Origin of the sequence: Paenibacillus tyrphae, assembly GCF_027925525.1 — a bacterium.
Lineage (GTDB): Bacteria > Bacillota > Bacilli > Paenibacillales > NBRC-103111 > Paenibacillus_G > Paenibacillus_G tyrfis_B.
In genome coordinates this window covers 185,576-200,328 of record NZ_BSDJ01000008.1, presented here as the reverse complement: position 1 = coordinate 200,328, position 14,753 = coordinate 185,576, and the positions used below count along the sequence as shown (strand labels likewise).

Here is a 14,753-nt window from a genome sequence, read left to right as displayed (position 1 = left end):
GGAATAAGTGAAAATTCGACAGGCAGGTGCAGCATGGACGTTATCAAAATATCTCCCCGCGGCTATTGCTATGGCGTCGTCGACGCGATGGCGCTGGCGATGCAGACCGCCAAAAATTTGGATCTGCCGAGACCTATATATATTTTAGGCATGATCGTGCACAATGCGCATGTCACCGACTATTTTGAAAAAGAAGGCGTCATAACGCTCGACGGCCCGAACCGTCTGGAAATTTTGGAGCAGGTGAACAAGGGGACGGTTATTTTCACCGCCCACGGGGTATCTCCTGAAGTTCGCCGCAAAGCACGCGACAAGGGCTTGACCGTTGTGGACGCGACATGCCCCGACGTGACGAAGACGCATGATTTGATCCGCGAGAAGACGGCCGAGGGCTATACGATCATCTATATCGGCAAGAAAGGCCATCCCGAGCCGGAAGGCGCTGTGGGCGTCGCGCCGGATCGCGTACATCTGATCGAGAATACGGAAGAAATCGACAAGCTTGACGTCGCGTCGGAGCGTATCCTGATTACGAACCAGACGACGATGAGTCAGTGGGATATCAAGCACATTATGAACCGGCTGCTGGAACGGTTCCCGCAAGCGGAAATTCATAACGAGATTTGCCTTGCTACCCAAGTAAGGCAGGAAGCGGTCGCGGAGCAGGCGAAGGAAGCTGATCTCGTCATCGTCGTCGGCGACCCGCGAAGCAACAATTCGAACCGTCTTGCGCAAGTGTCCGAGGAGATTGCCGGAGTCAAGGCGTACCGGATCGCCGATCTTTCCGAGCTGAACCCCGAGTGGCTGAAGCCGGTGCGCCGTGTAGGCGTCACCTCCGGGGCCTCGACGCCTACGCCGATTACCAAGGAAGTCATTGCGTATCTGGAACAATACGATGCTGCCGATCCCGCGACCTGGGAGCTGCGGCGCACGGTCAATATGGACCGCTTAATCCCGGTCGCCAAGCAAAAAGCAAGCGCGGAGTAGGCTGCTCACGGAAGGAAAGGGACATACAGTCATGGGCAAACAGACAACAGGCAAAAAACCTTTTCAACTTCGCAATGTAGGTCGTTGGTTTAAATACAAGTATTTGCAGCTGACCAGAGCCAAAGGAGGGCCGGCCATCGTCGCGCTTGGCTTCTCCGTCGGCCTGTTTGTAGAAATGTTTACCCTGCCTACGGCGGGGCTTGCTTTTTTTCTTATCTTTCCATTAGTCTACGTATTTCGGGCCAGCATGGCCGCGGCTTTGATCGGGTTCGTGTTCGGCAAAGTGATCTACATCCCGATGTCCTTCCTGAACCGGCAAGTGGGAGGCTGGGTGCTTCCGCGCGGCATCAAGGGGCATTTATTGTCCGTGCTGCCGGATTGGCTCGATACGTTTATCAAATTCAACTTGAAGCTGTTTGTCGGCGGGGTCATCGACGGGGCCGTTCTGGCGCTTATCGTTTTTTATCCGATTAAATGGCTGCTGGAATGGTATGACGGCAGACGAAAGGAAAAACGCAGAAGACGCAAGGAAGAGACGCTGCTCTCCTCGGGGTCCGAAGGCTGAAGAAATTATCTTTGCTTCGATCTTGACGGGGAGCGGTTCCTCGTTGTATAGTTACTTTAACACTTAAAAGCGTATAAGCGTCGAAGCGTCTAAGTACGAACATGTCCCAGAGGAGCGTGGATAGTCATGATCGTTATTTTATCCAACAAAATTACCGAAGAGCGCATTGCCGAAATCGTTCATCATATCGAGAAACACGAGGTAGCGGCCCATGTGTCCAAAGGTGTAGACCGCACGGTCGTCGGCATTATCGGCAAAGCGAGCCCGGCACTGGCCGAGCAGCTTCGCCAGTTGTCCGGCGTAGAGCAGGTCGTCAAAATCTCCAAATCATATAAACTGGCAAGCCGGGATTTTCACCCGGACAATACGGTGATCCGAATCGGCGACGTATCGATCGGCGGCGACGAACTGGTCATTATGGGCGGACCTTGCGCGGTCGAGTCGCCGGAGCAAATCGACGAAATCGCACGCTTGGTCAAAGCCTCTGGCGCCCAGGTGCTGCGCGGCGGTGCCTTCAAGCCGAGAACCGGCCCTTACAGCTTCCAGGGCGTCGGTGTCGAGGGATTGGTGATGATGGCGGAAGCCGGCAAAAAGCACGGACTGCTGACCATCACGGAAGTGATGACGCCGGAGTACGTCGACGTGTGCGCCGAGTACGCCGATATTTTGCAGGTCGGCACCCGGAACATGCAGAATTTCGATCTGCTCCGCAAGCTCGGCACGATTCAAACGCCGGTGCTCCTCAAGCGCGGCTTCAGTTCGACGTACGACGAATTTTTGAATGCGGCGGAATACATTTTGGCGGGCGGCAATCCGAACGTCATGCTCTGCGAACGCGGAATCCGAACATTCGAACCTTACACGAGAAATACGCTCGACCTGGCGGCCATTCCGGCGCTGCAGACGCTCAGCCATTTGCCGGTCATTTCGGACCCGAGCCACGGCACAGGGCGCCGCGAACTGGTGGAGCCGATGTGTAAAGCTTCCATCGCCGCCGGAGCGAACGGCCTGATCGTCGAAATGCATACGGACCCGGACAACTCGATGACCGGAGACGGCGTGCAATCGTTGTTCCCGGACCAATTCGCCAAACTCATGTTAGATTTGGAACAATTGGCGCCGCTTTGCGGAAAACGGTTCGATACGAAGAAAGAAGCGGCTCTGGCGCGGTAATGATCGTATTTTTAAAGTAGGTTCTTTATCGAAAGAGGCTTGGTTCTCCTGTTTTTCAGGAAATCAAGCCTTTTTCTTGTCCAATTTGTGACAAAATCCGACCCTGTGTAAGCATACCTTACACCCTCGTAAAAAATACCTGACATAAGTATTGACGATACTTGCGATGTCGATTTATAATAAGTCCATGATCAACGAAAACTTGAACAATGAGCGAACAAAATGATGAAAATGTTCGGAAATTAGGAGGTTGGCGAGTCAATGTCAGTACAAAACGTATTAAACACCATCAAGGAAAAAGGCATCGAGTGGGTAGATTTCCGTTTTGTCGATCTGAACGGCAGAGCACATCACATTTCTTTACCGGCATCCGAGGTAGAAGAAGAAACTTTCGTGAACGGCGTAGCGTTCGACGGTTCTTCCATCCCCGGTTTCAGAGGCATTGAGGAGTCTGACATGGTTATGATGCCGGATCCGGAGACCAGCTACATCGATCCGTTCACCGCTCATCCGACGCTGGTTATCATGAGCAACATCCATACGCCTGACGGCGAACGCTACGAGCGCGATCCGCGCAGCATCGCCCAGAAGGCTGAAGAATATCTGCAAAAATCCGGTGTAGGTACAACGGCATTCTTCGCCCCGGAATCCGAATTTTTCATCTTCGACGAAGTTCGCTTCGAAAGCAAGCAAAACTCTTCCTCGTACTTCGTAGATTCCGAAGAAGCGCACTGGAACACGAACCGCAAGGAAGAAGGCGGCAACCTGGGCTTCAAAGTCGGCCACAAAGGCGGCTATGTGCCGGTTGGTCCGACGGATACGCAGCAAGATATCCGCAGCGAAATGTGCCGACTGTTGATCGAATCCGGCCTTCGCATCGAGCGCCATCACCATGAGGTGGCTACCGCAGGCCAAGGCGAGATCAACTTCCGCTTCGATACGCTGACCAAAACAGCCGATAACTTGATGAAATATAAATACATCGTGCAAAACACCGCCCGCCAATACGGCAAAGTGGCGACCTTCATGCCGAAGCCGCTGTTCGGTGACAACGGTAGCGGGATGCACGTTCACCAATCGATCTTCAACGGCGACACTCCGCTGTTCTATGAAAAAGGCGGCTATGCCAACCTGAGCGAAATGGCGCTGCACTACATCGGGGGTATTCTGTACCATGCTCCGGCGCTGATCGCTTTGACCAACCCGAGCACGAACTCGTTCAAACGTCTGGTTCCTGGCTACGAAGCGCCGGTTAACCTCGTGTTCTCCAAGGGCAACCGTTCCGCAGCCGTTCGTATCCCGGTCGCTGCCGTAACGCCGAAAGGCTGCCGCATCGAGTTCCGTACGCCGGACTCCACGGCTAACCCGTATCTGTCCTTCGCAGCGATGCTGCTTGCCGGTCTGGACGGCATTAAGAAAAAAATCGACCCGAGCGCACTCGGCTACGGCCCGCTCGACAAGAACATCTACGAGCTGCCGGAAGAAGAGAAGAAAGAAATCCGCAGCGTACCGGGTACGCTGGACGAAGCGCTCGACGCTCTGGAAGCGGACTGCGAGTTCCTGACCGAAGGCGGCGTGTTCTCCAAAGACTTCATCGACAACTATGTTGCGCTGAAGCGCGATGAAGCCAAAGCGGTATCGATCCGCATTCATCCGCACGAGTACTCCTTGTACTTCGATCTGTAAGCCTCGTCCTTATTGCATAAATTCGAACGAAGAAGCTCCTTGCTCTAAGCAGGGAGCTTCTGTGCGTTGAGAAGGGGGGGATTGAAGTAATAGAGGTTGTTACGAGTAGGTGAGGTATCTACTTCCGGTCGCTGTTGTCAGCGGGAAATTTTGATTGAAGTCGCTTAACAGCGGGTATTTCCCGCAGACAAAGGCGAACGCTGTCGCTCCTCCAGTAGATACCCCACCTCCGCTTGCATCTCTATTTTTGAAACCCCCGCTTTATCAATACTCTGAAGAAGCTTTTTGCCCCAGGCAGGAGCTTCTTTTTTGCTAGGATGCGTAGGTTTTTTAAATAAAATTTAAACAAAATCGTTCTCCGAATTTAACCTGTGGTTGATAGGATGGAAGCCGAGTGACCGCATAGGGCGAATGGCGGTTTCTACACCAACGTACCGGACAAAAGGAGAACGAATGATGCACAAGCTGAAATGGACAATGAAGCAAGCCGTTATTGCTGCGGTGGCAGCGACCTGCTTGATTCCTCAGGCAGCATATGCCGAAGTCAAGGAAGCGACGGAAGCGAAAGCTCCGCTTAGAGGCTCGGTAGAAGACTATAATCTCGCGTGGGGGAACTGGGTGAAATCCCATGCGTATACGCTCGAATCGATTGAGCCGGAAACGGTAACGAACGGTTCGATTAAGAAAGAGCAATTTGAAGATTTATCCTTTCTTAAGCCGCTATTGATGGATAAGCGGATCGTCTATTTAGGGGAAAATTCCCACGGCGTCGCAGAGTACAATCAGGTGAAAACCCGGCTGATTCAATATTTGCACGAGGAGCTCGGCTTTGATGTGATTGCTTTTGAATCGGGGATGGGGAATGCGGCAGGCGCCTATGCCCGAGTCGAGTCCCGCTCTCCGGAAGAGCTGATGAAGGATGCGATCTTTGGGGTATGGTGGAGCAAGGAGACGCTGCCTTTATTCGACTATATTAAGCAAAGCGCGGGGACGGAGCGTCCGCTTGCGGTCAGCGGCTTTGATATGCAGATTCAATTCCCTTACGCTTCGTTTATGAAGGAATGGATCGGAACAAAGGATGCCGCGTTGGCCGATGCGTTTGTCAAGGCCGAGGAAGAGCTTGCCGACTGGAGCGAGAGTAAGGATGCCGCCGCTTACGCCCAGGCGAAGCCTCAACTGCTCAAAACCTACGAAGACATGAAAGCTTTTCTGGGGAAGCATGCGACCGAACTGCAAGCGCAGTATCCGAAAAACAATCATTTGCTCGAAATGACGCAGCGGGTCATGGACGACCGGATTCGTGTCGTGAAGGAGTACACGGAGGTCGTCATTCGCAGCAACACCGCTACGGAGCAAGGGGATTACGAGCCTTTTCTGCAAACGATGCGCATTCGCGACGAAATGATGGCAGACAACTTGACTTGGCTCGCAGATCATATATATCCGAACAAGAAAATCATCGTCTGGGGCCATAACGACCATATCCGCAAAAACAATTCGCAGGTCATGAACTCTCCGTACTCCGGAGTGAAGCTGATGGGCGAGCTCATGCCTGACAGGCTGAAGAAGCAAAGCTATGCGATCGGTCTGTACATGTATGAAGGCGAGGCAGGCAACAATATGGCACAAACGTACAAGATCGGTACGCACGAGCCCGGCAGTATGGAGCACATTTTGAAGCAAGCCGGACATCCGTATACGTATGTTGATTTGAAATATTGGAAGAACAAGAAGGGCACCTCGTGGATGTTCCAGCCCCGCATCTCGCTCGATTGGGGGATGTTGCCGGAAAGTATGATTCCGCGGGAACAATTCGACGGACTGCTGATGATCGACAAGGTTCACCCGCCGACTTATATAAGAACGAAGTCGTAAGTATTTGACCCGTTCCTTCGCTGTTTTGAGAGAAACGATCAATATCGTGCTAAAAATGAGCAATTCCATGCCGAGACGGCACGCTTCCCGTAGGTTATAATCGGAAGCATCCGAGCAGCTTCGGAATACCGTCAAGGAGGGTTACTCATGAAAGTCGTCGTAGTTGGTTGCGGGGGAATGGGGCGGATTCACGCTATTCATTATGCGTCCATGCCTGAAGTTGAGCTGGTCGGAGTATGCGATATCGTGGTTCATCTTGCCGAGCGGCTGGCGGATGAAACGAATTGCCGCGCTTTTGCTTCTTATGAAGAAATGATGTCCGCCGTTAAGCCCGATCTGGTCAGCATTGCGCTGCCTACTTATTTACATAAAGAATATACGGTGAAGACGGCGGCGCTTGGCGCGCATGTCGTGTGCGAGAAGCCGATGGCTCTGACACTGGAGGATGCGGCGGAGATGATCCGCTCCTGCGAGCAGGCAGGCGTCCGTTTGTTCGTCGGCCATGTCGTCCGCTTCTTCCCGGAGTATGCCGATATCAAACGAAAGGTTCAGGCCGGAGAATTGGGCAAGCTCGGAGTAGCGCATGCGAAACGATCCGGCAGCCATCCGGCGAAAGTAAAAGAATGGTTCGGCAATTTCGAGCAAAGCGGCGGCGTGATCCTCGACCTGATGGTTCACGATATCGACTTTATGCGCTGGGCGCTCGGCGAAGTGAAATCGGTGTATGCGCTTAACCGGCGCGATCAAGAGATGGATTATGCGTTGGCGACGCTCGTGTTCGAACAGGGGGCCGTCGCCAATCTGGAAGCGTTCTGGGGGTATCCCGGACCGTTCCATACGAAGGCGGAAATCGCCGGGGCGGATGGCATCGTGCGCAACAGCAGCTTGGAGGCGCAGTCGCTGCAAATGGTCCGGGTATCCGAAGGTCAAGACGGCCCTGCCGCTGTCGAAGTGCCGGGCAGCCCGGGCTATCACGATCCGTATTATTACGAGCTGCGCCATTTTGTCCGGTGCATCCGCGAAAACCGCGAGTCGATCGTGACACCGAACGATGCGTACAAAGCGGTTGAAATTGCGCTTGCCGCCATCGAATCAGCCAAAACAGGCACTGCCGTGCATCTCTAATTCCACGTGAGGAGGAACGCTAAGATGAACAAAATAAAAATAGGAATGATCAGCTTCGCGCACGGTCATGCGTTCAGCTACTTGAACTCGCTCGTTTCCATGCCCAGGGTCGAAGTGGCAGGAATCGCAGACGAAGTGAAATCCCGCGTGGAGGCTGTGGCGGAGAAGCACGGTATCCCTTATTTTGAAGATTACCGGGAGCTGCTTTCGAAGGATCTCGATGCCGTCGTCATCTGCTCGGAGAATGTCCGGCATGCCGAGCTGACCATCGCGGCGGCGCAAGCCGGGAAGCACGTCCTGTGCGAGAAGCCGCTTGGCATCTCTAAGCGGGAGATGGAAGCGATGATCGCGGCCTGCAAAGAAAACGGCGTACAGCTGATGACCGCCTTTCCGTGCCGCTATCTGCCTGCGGTCGTGCAAGCGAAGCAAGCGGTCGAGCGCGGCGAGATCGGCGAGATCGTGGCGATCAAAGGCACGAACCGCGGTAGCTTTCCGGGCGGATGGTTCGCCGATAAGGCGCTGTCCGGCGGGGGCGCGGTGCTGGACCATACGGTCCATGTCATGGACTTGATGCATTGGTTTCTTGGCGCGGAAGTGCAGGAAGTATACGCCTATGCGACGACGGTGTTTCAAGAGCAGGATATCGACGATGCCGGTATGGTGCACGTCAAGTTCGATAACGGCGTTTTCGCCGTTCTGGACCCGAGCTGGTCGCGCAACCGGAGCTTCCCGACCTGGGGGGATGTGACGATGGAAATCGTCGGCACGCGCGGAGTGCTCTCCGTCGATGCGTTTGCCCAGAAGAACGATGTGTACAGCGTTCAGACGGGCAAAGGGGAGTGGAGCTATTGGGGAGACAATATGGACGAATATTTGGTTCGATCGTTCGTCGAGGCGCTGCTCCACGGAACGCCGGTTCCGATTACCGGCGAAGACGGGATGAAAGCTGCGGCCGTTGCTCTTGCCGCCTATGAATCCGCAGCGCAAGGGCAGCCGGTCCGGCTGTAAGGAGGAACTGTAGTGAAGGTGGGAATCAAGGCAAGAATCGAAGCTGCGCTTGAGGTGGCCGGGCTCGGAAAAAACGGGCTGCAGGTCTCATATTTGGCGGAAGGCGCGTGGCATGAAGCTTACCTGATCTCTACGACGGAAACCGGGCCATTGGTGGTGCGGTTTCCTAAGCCTTTTTCCTACGGGAAGCCGTTTAGGTATAACGAACGGGAGCTGAGAGCCGAATATGGTGGCCGAGGATTGTATTACCGGCTGGCGAACGGGGTGAGCGAAGGCATTTGCCCTTCGTATTATACATATTACGTTAGTCCGGAGCTTAGCTTTACGATCGAAACCTACAGCGGGCCCGTCATGTCGCTCGCGGCAGCGGACGAAGCCGAAGCGGCCCGGTGGGGAGCGCAGTGCGGACGATTTTTCCGGCAAATGGACCGGGCGGGTGTCGAGCTGGAAGGGTTCGGGTTTCTGGACTGGAACGACGGAAAACTTACCGGCGATCATCAGCAGGGTTTTCGCGCGTATTGGGTAGAGGATACGGAGGGCTACCTGAACTCGTGGGAACGGCTGGAGCGTGCGGGATATGGCAGTGAAGCTGCGGGCGTGAAGCGAATTGTGGACGAAATCGTCCCGTTCCGCTTGAGGCGTTCGCCTGGATTGAGCCTGACGAACCGGGACGTATCGCCGGAAAATCTCATTATTTGCGAAGTGGGGGTCCGCTTGATCGATCCGGTGCCGATCATCTATGACGGTCTCGCGTTTGCCGGCAACGTGTTGAACAATTTCAACACGTTGTTTCCGTCGTTTCACCGCTCTCCGCGGTACGAGCGTCACCGATTCGACCGGTACCGGCCCTTGCTCCGGGCGTTCGCCGACGGGTTTCTCGAAGGGTATGTGCAAGGCGATCCTGAGATGGCCTATGCGCTGCGCGTGGAACAATTTCTGATGCTGCTGGATCTGACCTGCGATCATATCGGGCTGCTGGAGCGCGATATGACGGAGGAAGCGGTGCTGCGCTATGGCGATAAAGCTGCGGTGGAGGAGCGAATTCCCGCCTATATCGCAGGCTTGGAGCAGTTTCGTTTATTGTGAGAATGCTCCGTCCGGTTAACCCGGCGGATGACCGGCGTAACGGTTTTTGCGAAGCTGGGCCGGACTGCACCGCTTATATTTGCGAAACAGCCGCCCGAAATAATTCACATCGCAAATGCCGACTTCCTCGGCGATCGTCGTCATGGACCAGTCCGTATCGCGAATGAGCTCTTCCGCTTTGTTGATGCGCAGCAGGTGGACATATTCCATGAACGTTCTCCCGACGGCTGCACGGAATACGCGGCAGAAGTGATGGCTGCTCATGTTGGCCACCTGCGCGGCGCGTTCGATCGTTAATTTTTCCCGGTAATGCGTTTCGACGAAGGTGAGCACTTCCTTCAGCTTCTCCAGCTTGCGTTTGCTTGCGGCCTCTCCTTGACCGCTGCGGCCGGGGCTTGCGTAGAGACGGGTCAGCACGGTAATCAGCACGGTGATGTACGATTGGATGACGACTTCGAAGCCAGTCTCCTTGCGGTCGTACTCGTCCGCAATGCGGCGAAGCAGGGGCGCGACGGATTCGTAATGCTCGTCAGCAGGGCTCAGATGCACCGGTACGGACAACGGCTCGGTTAAGGAGGCGGCGTAATCCGAATGGGCGACGTGCGAATGAACGATCCGGGTCCGGTCGAACAGAAACGCGCAGTATTCCGCCTCGTCGTCCAGCGTGCCGCCTTCGTGAATTTCTCCTTCGTTGATCAGGAAAATATCGCCGGGCACGGCTGTCAGCCGCTGCCCGCCAATACGGAATTCGGCGCTCCCCTGCTGGACCAGAAGAATTTCGAACACGTCATCGTGATAATGAGAATAAAACTGGGAAGGACTTTTTTGCGGCAGTACTTTATACGGGAACACTTGCTTGACGATCGGCAGTTCCCGTATGATCAGATCAGAGCGCATGCGAATCACCTCTTGGCTGCAACCGAATCCGACGAGTCGCTTTGCAATCGAAGCGGATTCGAAACTTCATTATATTGTATCGAACGGACGCTTCGATTTGAAGCGTTTTTTTTGTTTGCGCTTTTTCTTATTTGGAATGATCAGGCAAATACTTTTGTAACATTTGTACTATATAATAACAATATATTAGGAATAAAGACATGCAGGGCGGTGCTGCAGATGAGTGCAGAATGGACGGAGAAGGAAGCGGCGCATTTGCTCAGCCGGGCGACGTTTTTTCCCGGGAGGGCGGAAGTGAATGCGGCGCTCCAACTCGGGAAGGATGAGACCGTGCGGCGGCTCGTCGCCGGAGAATCGTTGACAGGCCGGACGTTTTCGCCGGAGCCGATCGAGCGGATCGCCGCCGACGGCAAAGCGCTGGACAAAGAGCAGATCGTCGATCAGCAGACCTATTGGCTGTACCGGATGATCAATACGCAGGCTCCTCTAATCGAAAAAACGACGCTGTTCTGGCACGGCCATTTTACCACCTCATACCAGAAGGTCAGAGAGATGCCGTTAATTGTGCGGCAGAACGAGCTGCTGCGCAGTCACGCGCTTGGTAGCTTTCGTGATCTGGTGCGGGAGATCGGCAAAGATCCGGCGATGATGGTGTATTTGGATACGAATTACAGCCGCAAGGGCAAGCCGAACGAAAACTACGCCCGAGAGGCGATGGAGCTGTTCACACTCGGGATCGGAAACTATACGGAAGAGGACGTCAAGGAAGCAGCGCGGGCGCTGACCGGATGGGGCTACGACAAAAAGACGGACCAAGTCAACTTCAACGCTAAGCAGCATGACGGCGGTAGCAAGACGGTGCTCGGACATACCGGCCCGCTCGATGCGGATGGCTTCGTTGAGGTGCTGTTCCAGCAGGAGGCGCTCCCGCGTTGGGTGACGCGAAAGCTGCTCACTTGGTTCGCGGCGGCCGAGCCGTCGGACGAGTGGGTGAACGAGCTGGCGGCGGTATTCGCGAAAAGCTTCCACATCGGCGACACGCTCCGGTCGCTATTTCTCTCCGATGCCTTCTACGCGCCGGAGCTGCGGGGGAGTCTGGTCAAGTCGCCGGCGGAATACGTTGCCGGCATCGCCAAAGCGCTGGAGCTGCCGGTCGCCAGAGGCTACGCGCAGGCGCTGCGCAAGATGGGGCAGGAGCTGTACCTTCCGCCCAATGTCGCCGGCTGGCGCGGCGGGATGGCCTGGCTGACAACCGCCAACCTGCTGGCGCGCTGCCAGTTTGCGGAATCGGCCGTCAAGCGGTTGAACCAAAGCCACTTTAGCGCGAAGGACTACATGCAGGAGGCTTCTGCGTCTCCGCAGCAGTGGGTGAAGCAGTTCGGACTGAACGTCGGGGTCCGGGAGCTGGGAGAGCAGACGTCTGCGGTGCTGGCGAATTATGCGGATGAAACGTTCATCCATGCCGCCCAGAAAACGAACGGGATGCGCGGCCTGCTCCAGCTTGTGCTGATCAGTCCGGAAGCGCAGATGAAATAGGAGGGCAACGCCGATGAAGCTGACGAGAAGAGACTTTCTAATCAAGGGCACGGCCCTGCTGGCGACGCTCGGACTCGGGGGACCGATGATCTTCGCCGAGAACGGCTCGCCGCTCCGGTCGCAAGAGGCGGATAACGGCGGCTCCGATTCGTCCGCGCTCGTCGTCATTCAGCTGTCGGGCGGCAACGACGGGCTCAATACGCTTATCCCCTATGGGATAGGCGGCTATTTCGACGCGCGGCCGACGCTGAGATTGACGCAGAGCGAAGTGCTGGCCATCGACAACCAGGTCGGGCTGCATCCGAGTCTAACCCGGCTGCACGCCTTGTATCAAAGAGGCAAGCTGGCGATCGTCCAGGGCGTCGGCTATCCGAAGCCGGACCGTTCCCATTTTCGCTCCATGGAAATATGGCAGACGGCGGAGCCGGAGAAGATGGGACGCACCGGCTGGCTCGGCCGGTATGCGGCAGCGTCGCTAAGCCGGAACGGCAATCCGCTGAAGGCGCTGCAGATCGGCAGTGCCGCCGGCGGGCTGGCATTTCAAGCGGAAACGGTCAATGTGCCGGTCATCCAGTCGCTGGAGACGTACTCCTTCCTGGACCCGAAAATGCCGAAAACCGAGCAAAATCGGCTCGCCAAGGCGTTCCTCGATATGTACGACCCGAAGCGGCAAGGCACCGTCATCCGCGTAACCTGCGAGCGCGGCCGGGACGCTTATGACAGCGTCGAAGCGGTGCATCAGCTCGGGGGCGGATATCAGGCGAAGGTGGAATATCCGAAGACGGCCATAGCCAGAGACCTTCAGCTTGTCGTCAAAATGCTCGCGGGCAAGTCCGGCACGCGCGTCTTTTATTTGCAGCTCGGCGGCTTCGACGATCACGTCCAGGAGAAAGAGCTGCATGCGCGGCTGCTGAAGCAGCTTGACGAAGCGCTCGGCGCCTTCTACGAGGATCTGGAAGCGCAAGGTCTTGAGAATCGCGTCGCGACGATGGCTTTTTCGGAGTTCGGACGGCGGGTGAAAGAAAACGGCAACGGCGGCACGGACCACGGAACCGCGGCTCCCGTCTTCGTCCTCGGCGGCAAAATCAAGGGAGGACTGTACGGCGTGATGCCGAGCTTGACGAATCTCGATAACGGCGATCTGAAATACCAGGTCGATTTCCGCTCCGTGTACTACACCGTCATCGATCAATGGCTCAAAGGCGACGCGGCGGGCGTGCTCGGAAAAACGTACGAACGGCTCGGGTTTGTATAAGCTGGTTCGACATAGGATAGGAACAAGGGACCGCTACGAACGTAGCTGGTCCTTTTTCGTTAGCTACGATACGTAACGAAACGGACTTTTTGCCCGGCCGATTTTTCCTATGAATATGTCTGCTAAAGCGCATTCAAAGTCCTGCCTTTTCCCGGTTCGACAGCAGACAACAGGCGTTTTTTTGGCGTGAAATCAACGAAATCTTCAAATTTTCCATACTTAATGCTCATTTTTGACAACGATACAAAATGGGACTTATGAGTTTGGAAAATCTTGTCGATAACTATTATAATGGGACAAACAGCATCGTTTTGCCTGAAAATCACCTAAAATTTCGGACGACCTCCCATTGAAACCCTATTCAAAGGAGCGGTAATATGAAGACAACAAGAGAGTTGAGCAGGCGGAAATTCATGAAGTTTTTAGGTGCAATAGGGGTTGGAATGCTGGCGGGAGGAACGGCGGGGAAGCTCGGCGGCACGTATGCGGAAGCGGCTGACAGTACCGCCACCGGAGCGCCGGTATCGCCGTGGGTCAACGTGAAAGACTTCGGGGCTTTAGGTGACGGTAAGACAGACGATACGCTTGCGATTCAAACAGCTCTTGCGAAAACTCCGAATAAAAGCGTGTTTTTCCCAATAGGAACTTATCTCATCTCTTCCACGATTAACGTACCGGCGTATTCCTCGCTTATAGGCGAAGGAAACGGCTCCAAAATCAAATGTTCGACGCCCGTTCCCATGCTCGTGCTCTCCTCCTCCAACCAATTCGGCAATCGATACGGCGTCATCCGGGAATTGTCCTTGGACGGTGCATGGAAGGCGACGGCCGGGATTGTGCTGAATAACGTGGTGGTCGGCCGAAGCTTCTACGACGTGCAGATTTTCAATGTGAACGGCACCGCTCTTCAAATGGACGCTACGCAAAACTGCAATTTTCAAAGTATTCATATTGAGAATGCATTGATCGGCATGGCGCTTTACAACGGAGCGGGCAACAATATGTTCTCGCGGATTGAAATTGAGAAAATCAACAAATACGGTGTCTTGTTAGACGTAAATCCATCGCTGCCGGGCTACAACAATAACGGCTTCGCCAATAACCCGACGAGCAACAGCTTCCAGAAAGCGGTCATCGAAAGGGGAAAAGCCGTTCACGGCATCTATATCAAATACGGCAACAAAAACACATTCCGCGATTGCGATATCGTTCTGGGTGCCGAGGCCGGTCAATCGATCGTCAAGATCGAGAAGGACAGCAACCTGAACTATTTCGAAAGCTGTAATTTTCCCGGCGGACTCAAGGGTAACCCCGGCATTATCCAAAAAGGCCACAAAAACTATTTCAAGCAATGCTGCTTCGAAAGCTATCAAAAAGGCACACAGGTGATGCAACTGTCCGGTCGAACAATCATCGAACACCCTCACTTCGGCGATCCTTCCTATCAGATCGTTAGCGTCGAAGGCGATTCTAAGTATAATATGGCGCTGTTCAAAGCCGACTAGGCTTATCCGATAAAAAATCGCCGTTTCCGGGCCCGAAAAGGCGATTTTTTATCGG

The 14,753-nt window shown here is 54.7% G+C and carries 12 protein-coding genes; 11 read left to right on the top strand and 1 reads right to left on the bottom strand.

Translation table 11 applies throughout. The annotated features are described in order from the left end of the window. The first annotated feature begins 33 nt into the window (after positions 1-33). The 8 genes from QMG93_RS12165 to QMG93_RS12130 all read left to right on the top strand — a co-directional run bounded on the left by QMG93_RS12165 (position 34) and on the right by QMG93_RS12130 (position 9,505). A complete protein-coding gene (locus QMG93_RS12165) occupies positions 34-987 on the top strand; it encodes a 4-hydroxy-3-methylbut-2-enyl diphosphate reductase (protein WP_281936726.1) in 954 nt (317 codons plus the stop codon). Positions 988-1,018: 31 nt separating this feature from the next. Beyond that, a complete protein-coding gene (locus QMG93_RS12160; protein WP_281936724.1) occupies positions 1,019-1,552 on the top strand; it encodes a DUF2062 domain-containing protein in 534 nt (177 codons plus the stop codon). 126 nt (positions 1,553-1,678) lie between these two features. Further along, the gene (aroF, locus tag QMG93_RS12155) at positions 1,679-2,725 is read left to right on the top strand and encodes a 3-deoxy-7-phosphoheptulonate synthase (protein ID WP_281936722.1); all 1,047 of its coding nucleotides are present in this window, start codon (positions 1,679-1,681) and stop codon (positions 2,723-2,725) included. A 261-nt stretch (positions 2,726-2,986) separates the two neighbouring features. Next, positions 2,987-4,411 (top strand): type I glutamate--ammonia ligase, encoded by a 1,425-nt coding sequence (glnA, locus tag QMG93_RS12150; RefSeq protein WP_063181275.1) that lies wholly within the window; start codon positions 2,987-2,989, stop codon positions 4,409-4,411. 453 nt (positions 4,412-4,864) lie between these two features. Next, on the top strand, positions 4,865-6,286 hold the full coding sequence (locus tag QMG93_RS12145; protein ID WP_281936720.1) for an erythromycin esterase family protein: 1,422 nt from the start codon (positions 4,865-4,867) through the stop codon (positions 6,284-6,286). 147 nt (positions 6,287-6,433) lie between these two features. Next, on the top strand, positions 6,434-7,411 hold the full coding sequence (locus tag QMG93_RS12140; RefSeq protein ID WP_281936717.1) for a Gfo/Idh/MocA family protein: 978 nt from the start codon (positions 6,434-6,436) through the stop codon (positions 7,409-7,411). A gap of 24 nt (positions 7,412-7,435) precedes the next feature. Continuing rightward, positions 7,436-8,419, top strand: a complete 984-nt coding sequence (locus tag QMG93_RS12135; RefSeq protein ID WP_281936715.1) for a Gfo/Idh/MocA family protein — start codon at positions 7,436-7,438, stop codon at positions 8,417-8,419. Between the two features lie 12 nt (positions 8,420-8,431). Further along, positions 8,432-9,505 carry a hypothetical protein gene (locus QMG93_RS12130; protein WP_281936714.1) on the top strand — a complete coding sequence of 358 codons (1,074 nt, stop codon included), beginning with the start codon at positions 8,432-8,434 and terminating at the stop codon, positions 9,503-9,505. A gap of 15 nt (positions 9,506-9,520) precedes the next feature. Here QMG93_RS12130 and QMG93_RS12125 read toward each other — a convergent pair whose 3' ends face one another. Further along, positions 9,521-10,402, bottom strand: a complete 882-nt coding sequence (locus QMG93_RS12125; protein WP_281936712.1) for an AraC family transcriptional regulator — start codon at positions 10,400-10,402, stop codon at positions 9,521-9,523. A gap of 219 nt (positions 10,403-10,621) precedes the next feature. Here QMG93_RS12125 and QMG93_RS12120 point away from each other — a divergent pair, with 219 nt between their 5' ends. The 3 genes from QMG93_RS12120 to QMG93_RS12110 all read left to right on the top strand — a co-directional run bounded on the left by QMG93_RS12120 (position 10,622) and on the right by QMG93_RS12110 (position 14,698). Next, complete coding sequence (locus QMG93_RS12120; RefSeq protein WP_281936711.1) at positions 10,622-11,938, top strand: DUF1800 domain-containing protein; 1,317 nt, start codon at positions 10,622-10,624, stop codon at positions 11,936-11,938. 13 nt (positions 11,939-11,951) lie between these two features. Next, positions 11,952-13,193, top strand: a complete 1,242-nt coding sequence (locus QMG93_RS12115; RefSeq protein ID WP_281936709.1) for a DUF1501 domain-containing protein — start codon at positions 11,952-11,954, stop codon at positions 13,191-13,193. Between the two features lie 377 nt (positions 13,194-13,570). Then, positions 13,571-14,698 (top strand): glycosyl hydrolase family 28-related protein, encoded by a 1,128-nt coding sequence (locus tag QMG93_RS12110; RefSeq protein WP_339367805.1) that lies wholly within the window; start codon positions 13,571-13,573, stop codon positions 14,696-14,698. Positions 14,699-14,753: the final 55 nt, after the last annotated feature.

Coding starts and splice junctions, on each gene's coding strand:
- QMG93_RS12165 (WP_281936726.1), top strand. CDS start 34: ATGGACGTTATCAAAATATCTCCCCGCGGCTATTGCTATGGCGTCGTC.
- QMG93_RS12160 (WP_281936724.1), top strand. CDS start 1,019: ATGGGCAAACAGACAACAGGCAAAAAACCTTTTCAACTTCGCAATGTA.
- aroF (WP_281936722.1), top strand. CDS start 1,679: ATGATCGTTATTTTATCCAACAAAATTACCGAAGAGCGCATTGCCGAA.
- glnA (WP_063181275.1), top strand. CDS start 2,987: ATGTCAGTACAAAACGTATTAAACACCATCAAGGAAAAAGGCATCGAG.
- QMG93_RS12145 (WP_281936720.1), top strand. CDS start 4,865: ATGATGCACAAGCTGAAATGGACAATGAAGCAAGCCGTTATTGCTGCG.
- QMG93_RS12140 (WP_281936717.1), top strand. CDS start 6,434: ATGAAAGTCGTCGTAGTTGGTTGCGGGGGAATGGGGCGGATTCACGCT.
- QMG93_RS12135 (WP_281936715.1), top strand. CDS start 7,436: ATGAACAAAATAAAAATAGGAATGATCAGCTTCGCGCACGGTCATGCG.
- QMG93_RS12125 (WP_281936712.1), bottom strand. CDS start 10,402: ATGCGCTCTGATCTGATCATACGGGAACTGCCGATCGTCAAGCAAGTG.
- QMG93_RS12120 (WP_281936711.1), top strand. CDS start 10,622: ATGAGTGCAGAATGGACGGAGAAGGAAGCGGCGCATTTGCTCAGCCGG.
- QMG93_RS12115 (WP_281936709.1), top strand. CDS start 11,952: ATGAAGCTGACGAGAAGAGACTTTCTAATCAAGGGCACGGCCCTGCTG.
- QMG93_RS12110 (WP_339367805.1), top strand. CDS start 13,571: ATGAAGACAACAAGAGAGTTGAGCAGGCGGAAATTCATGAAGTTTTTA.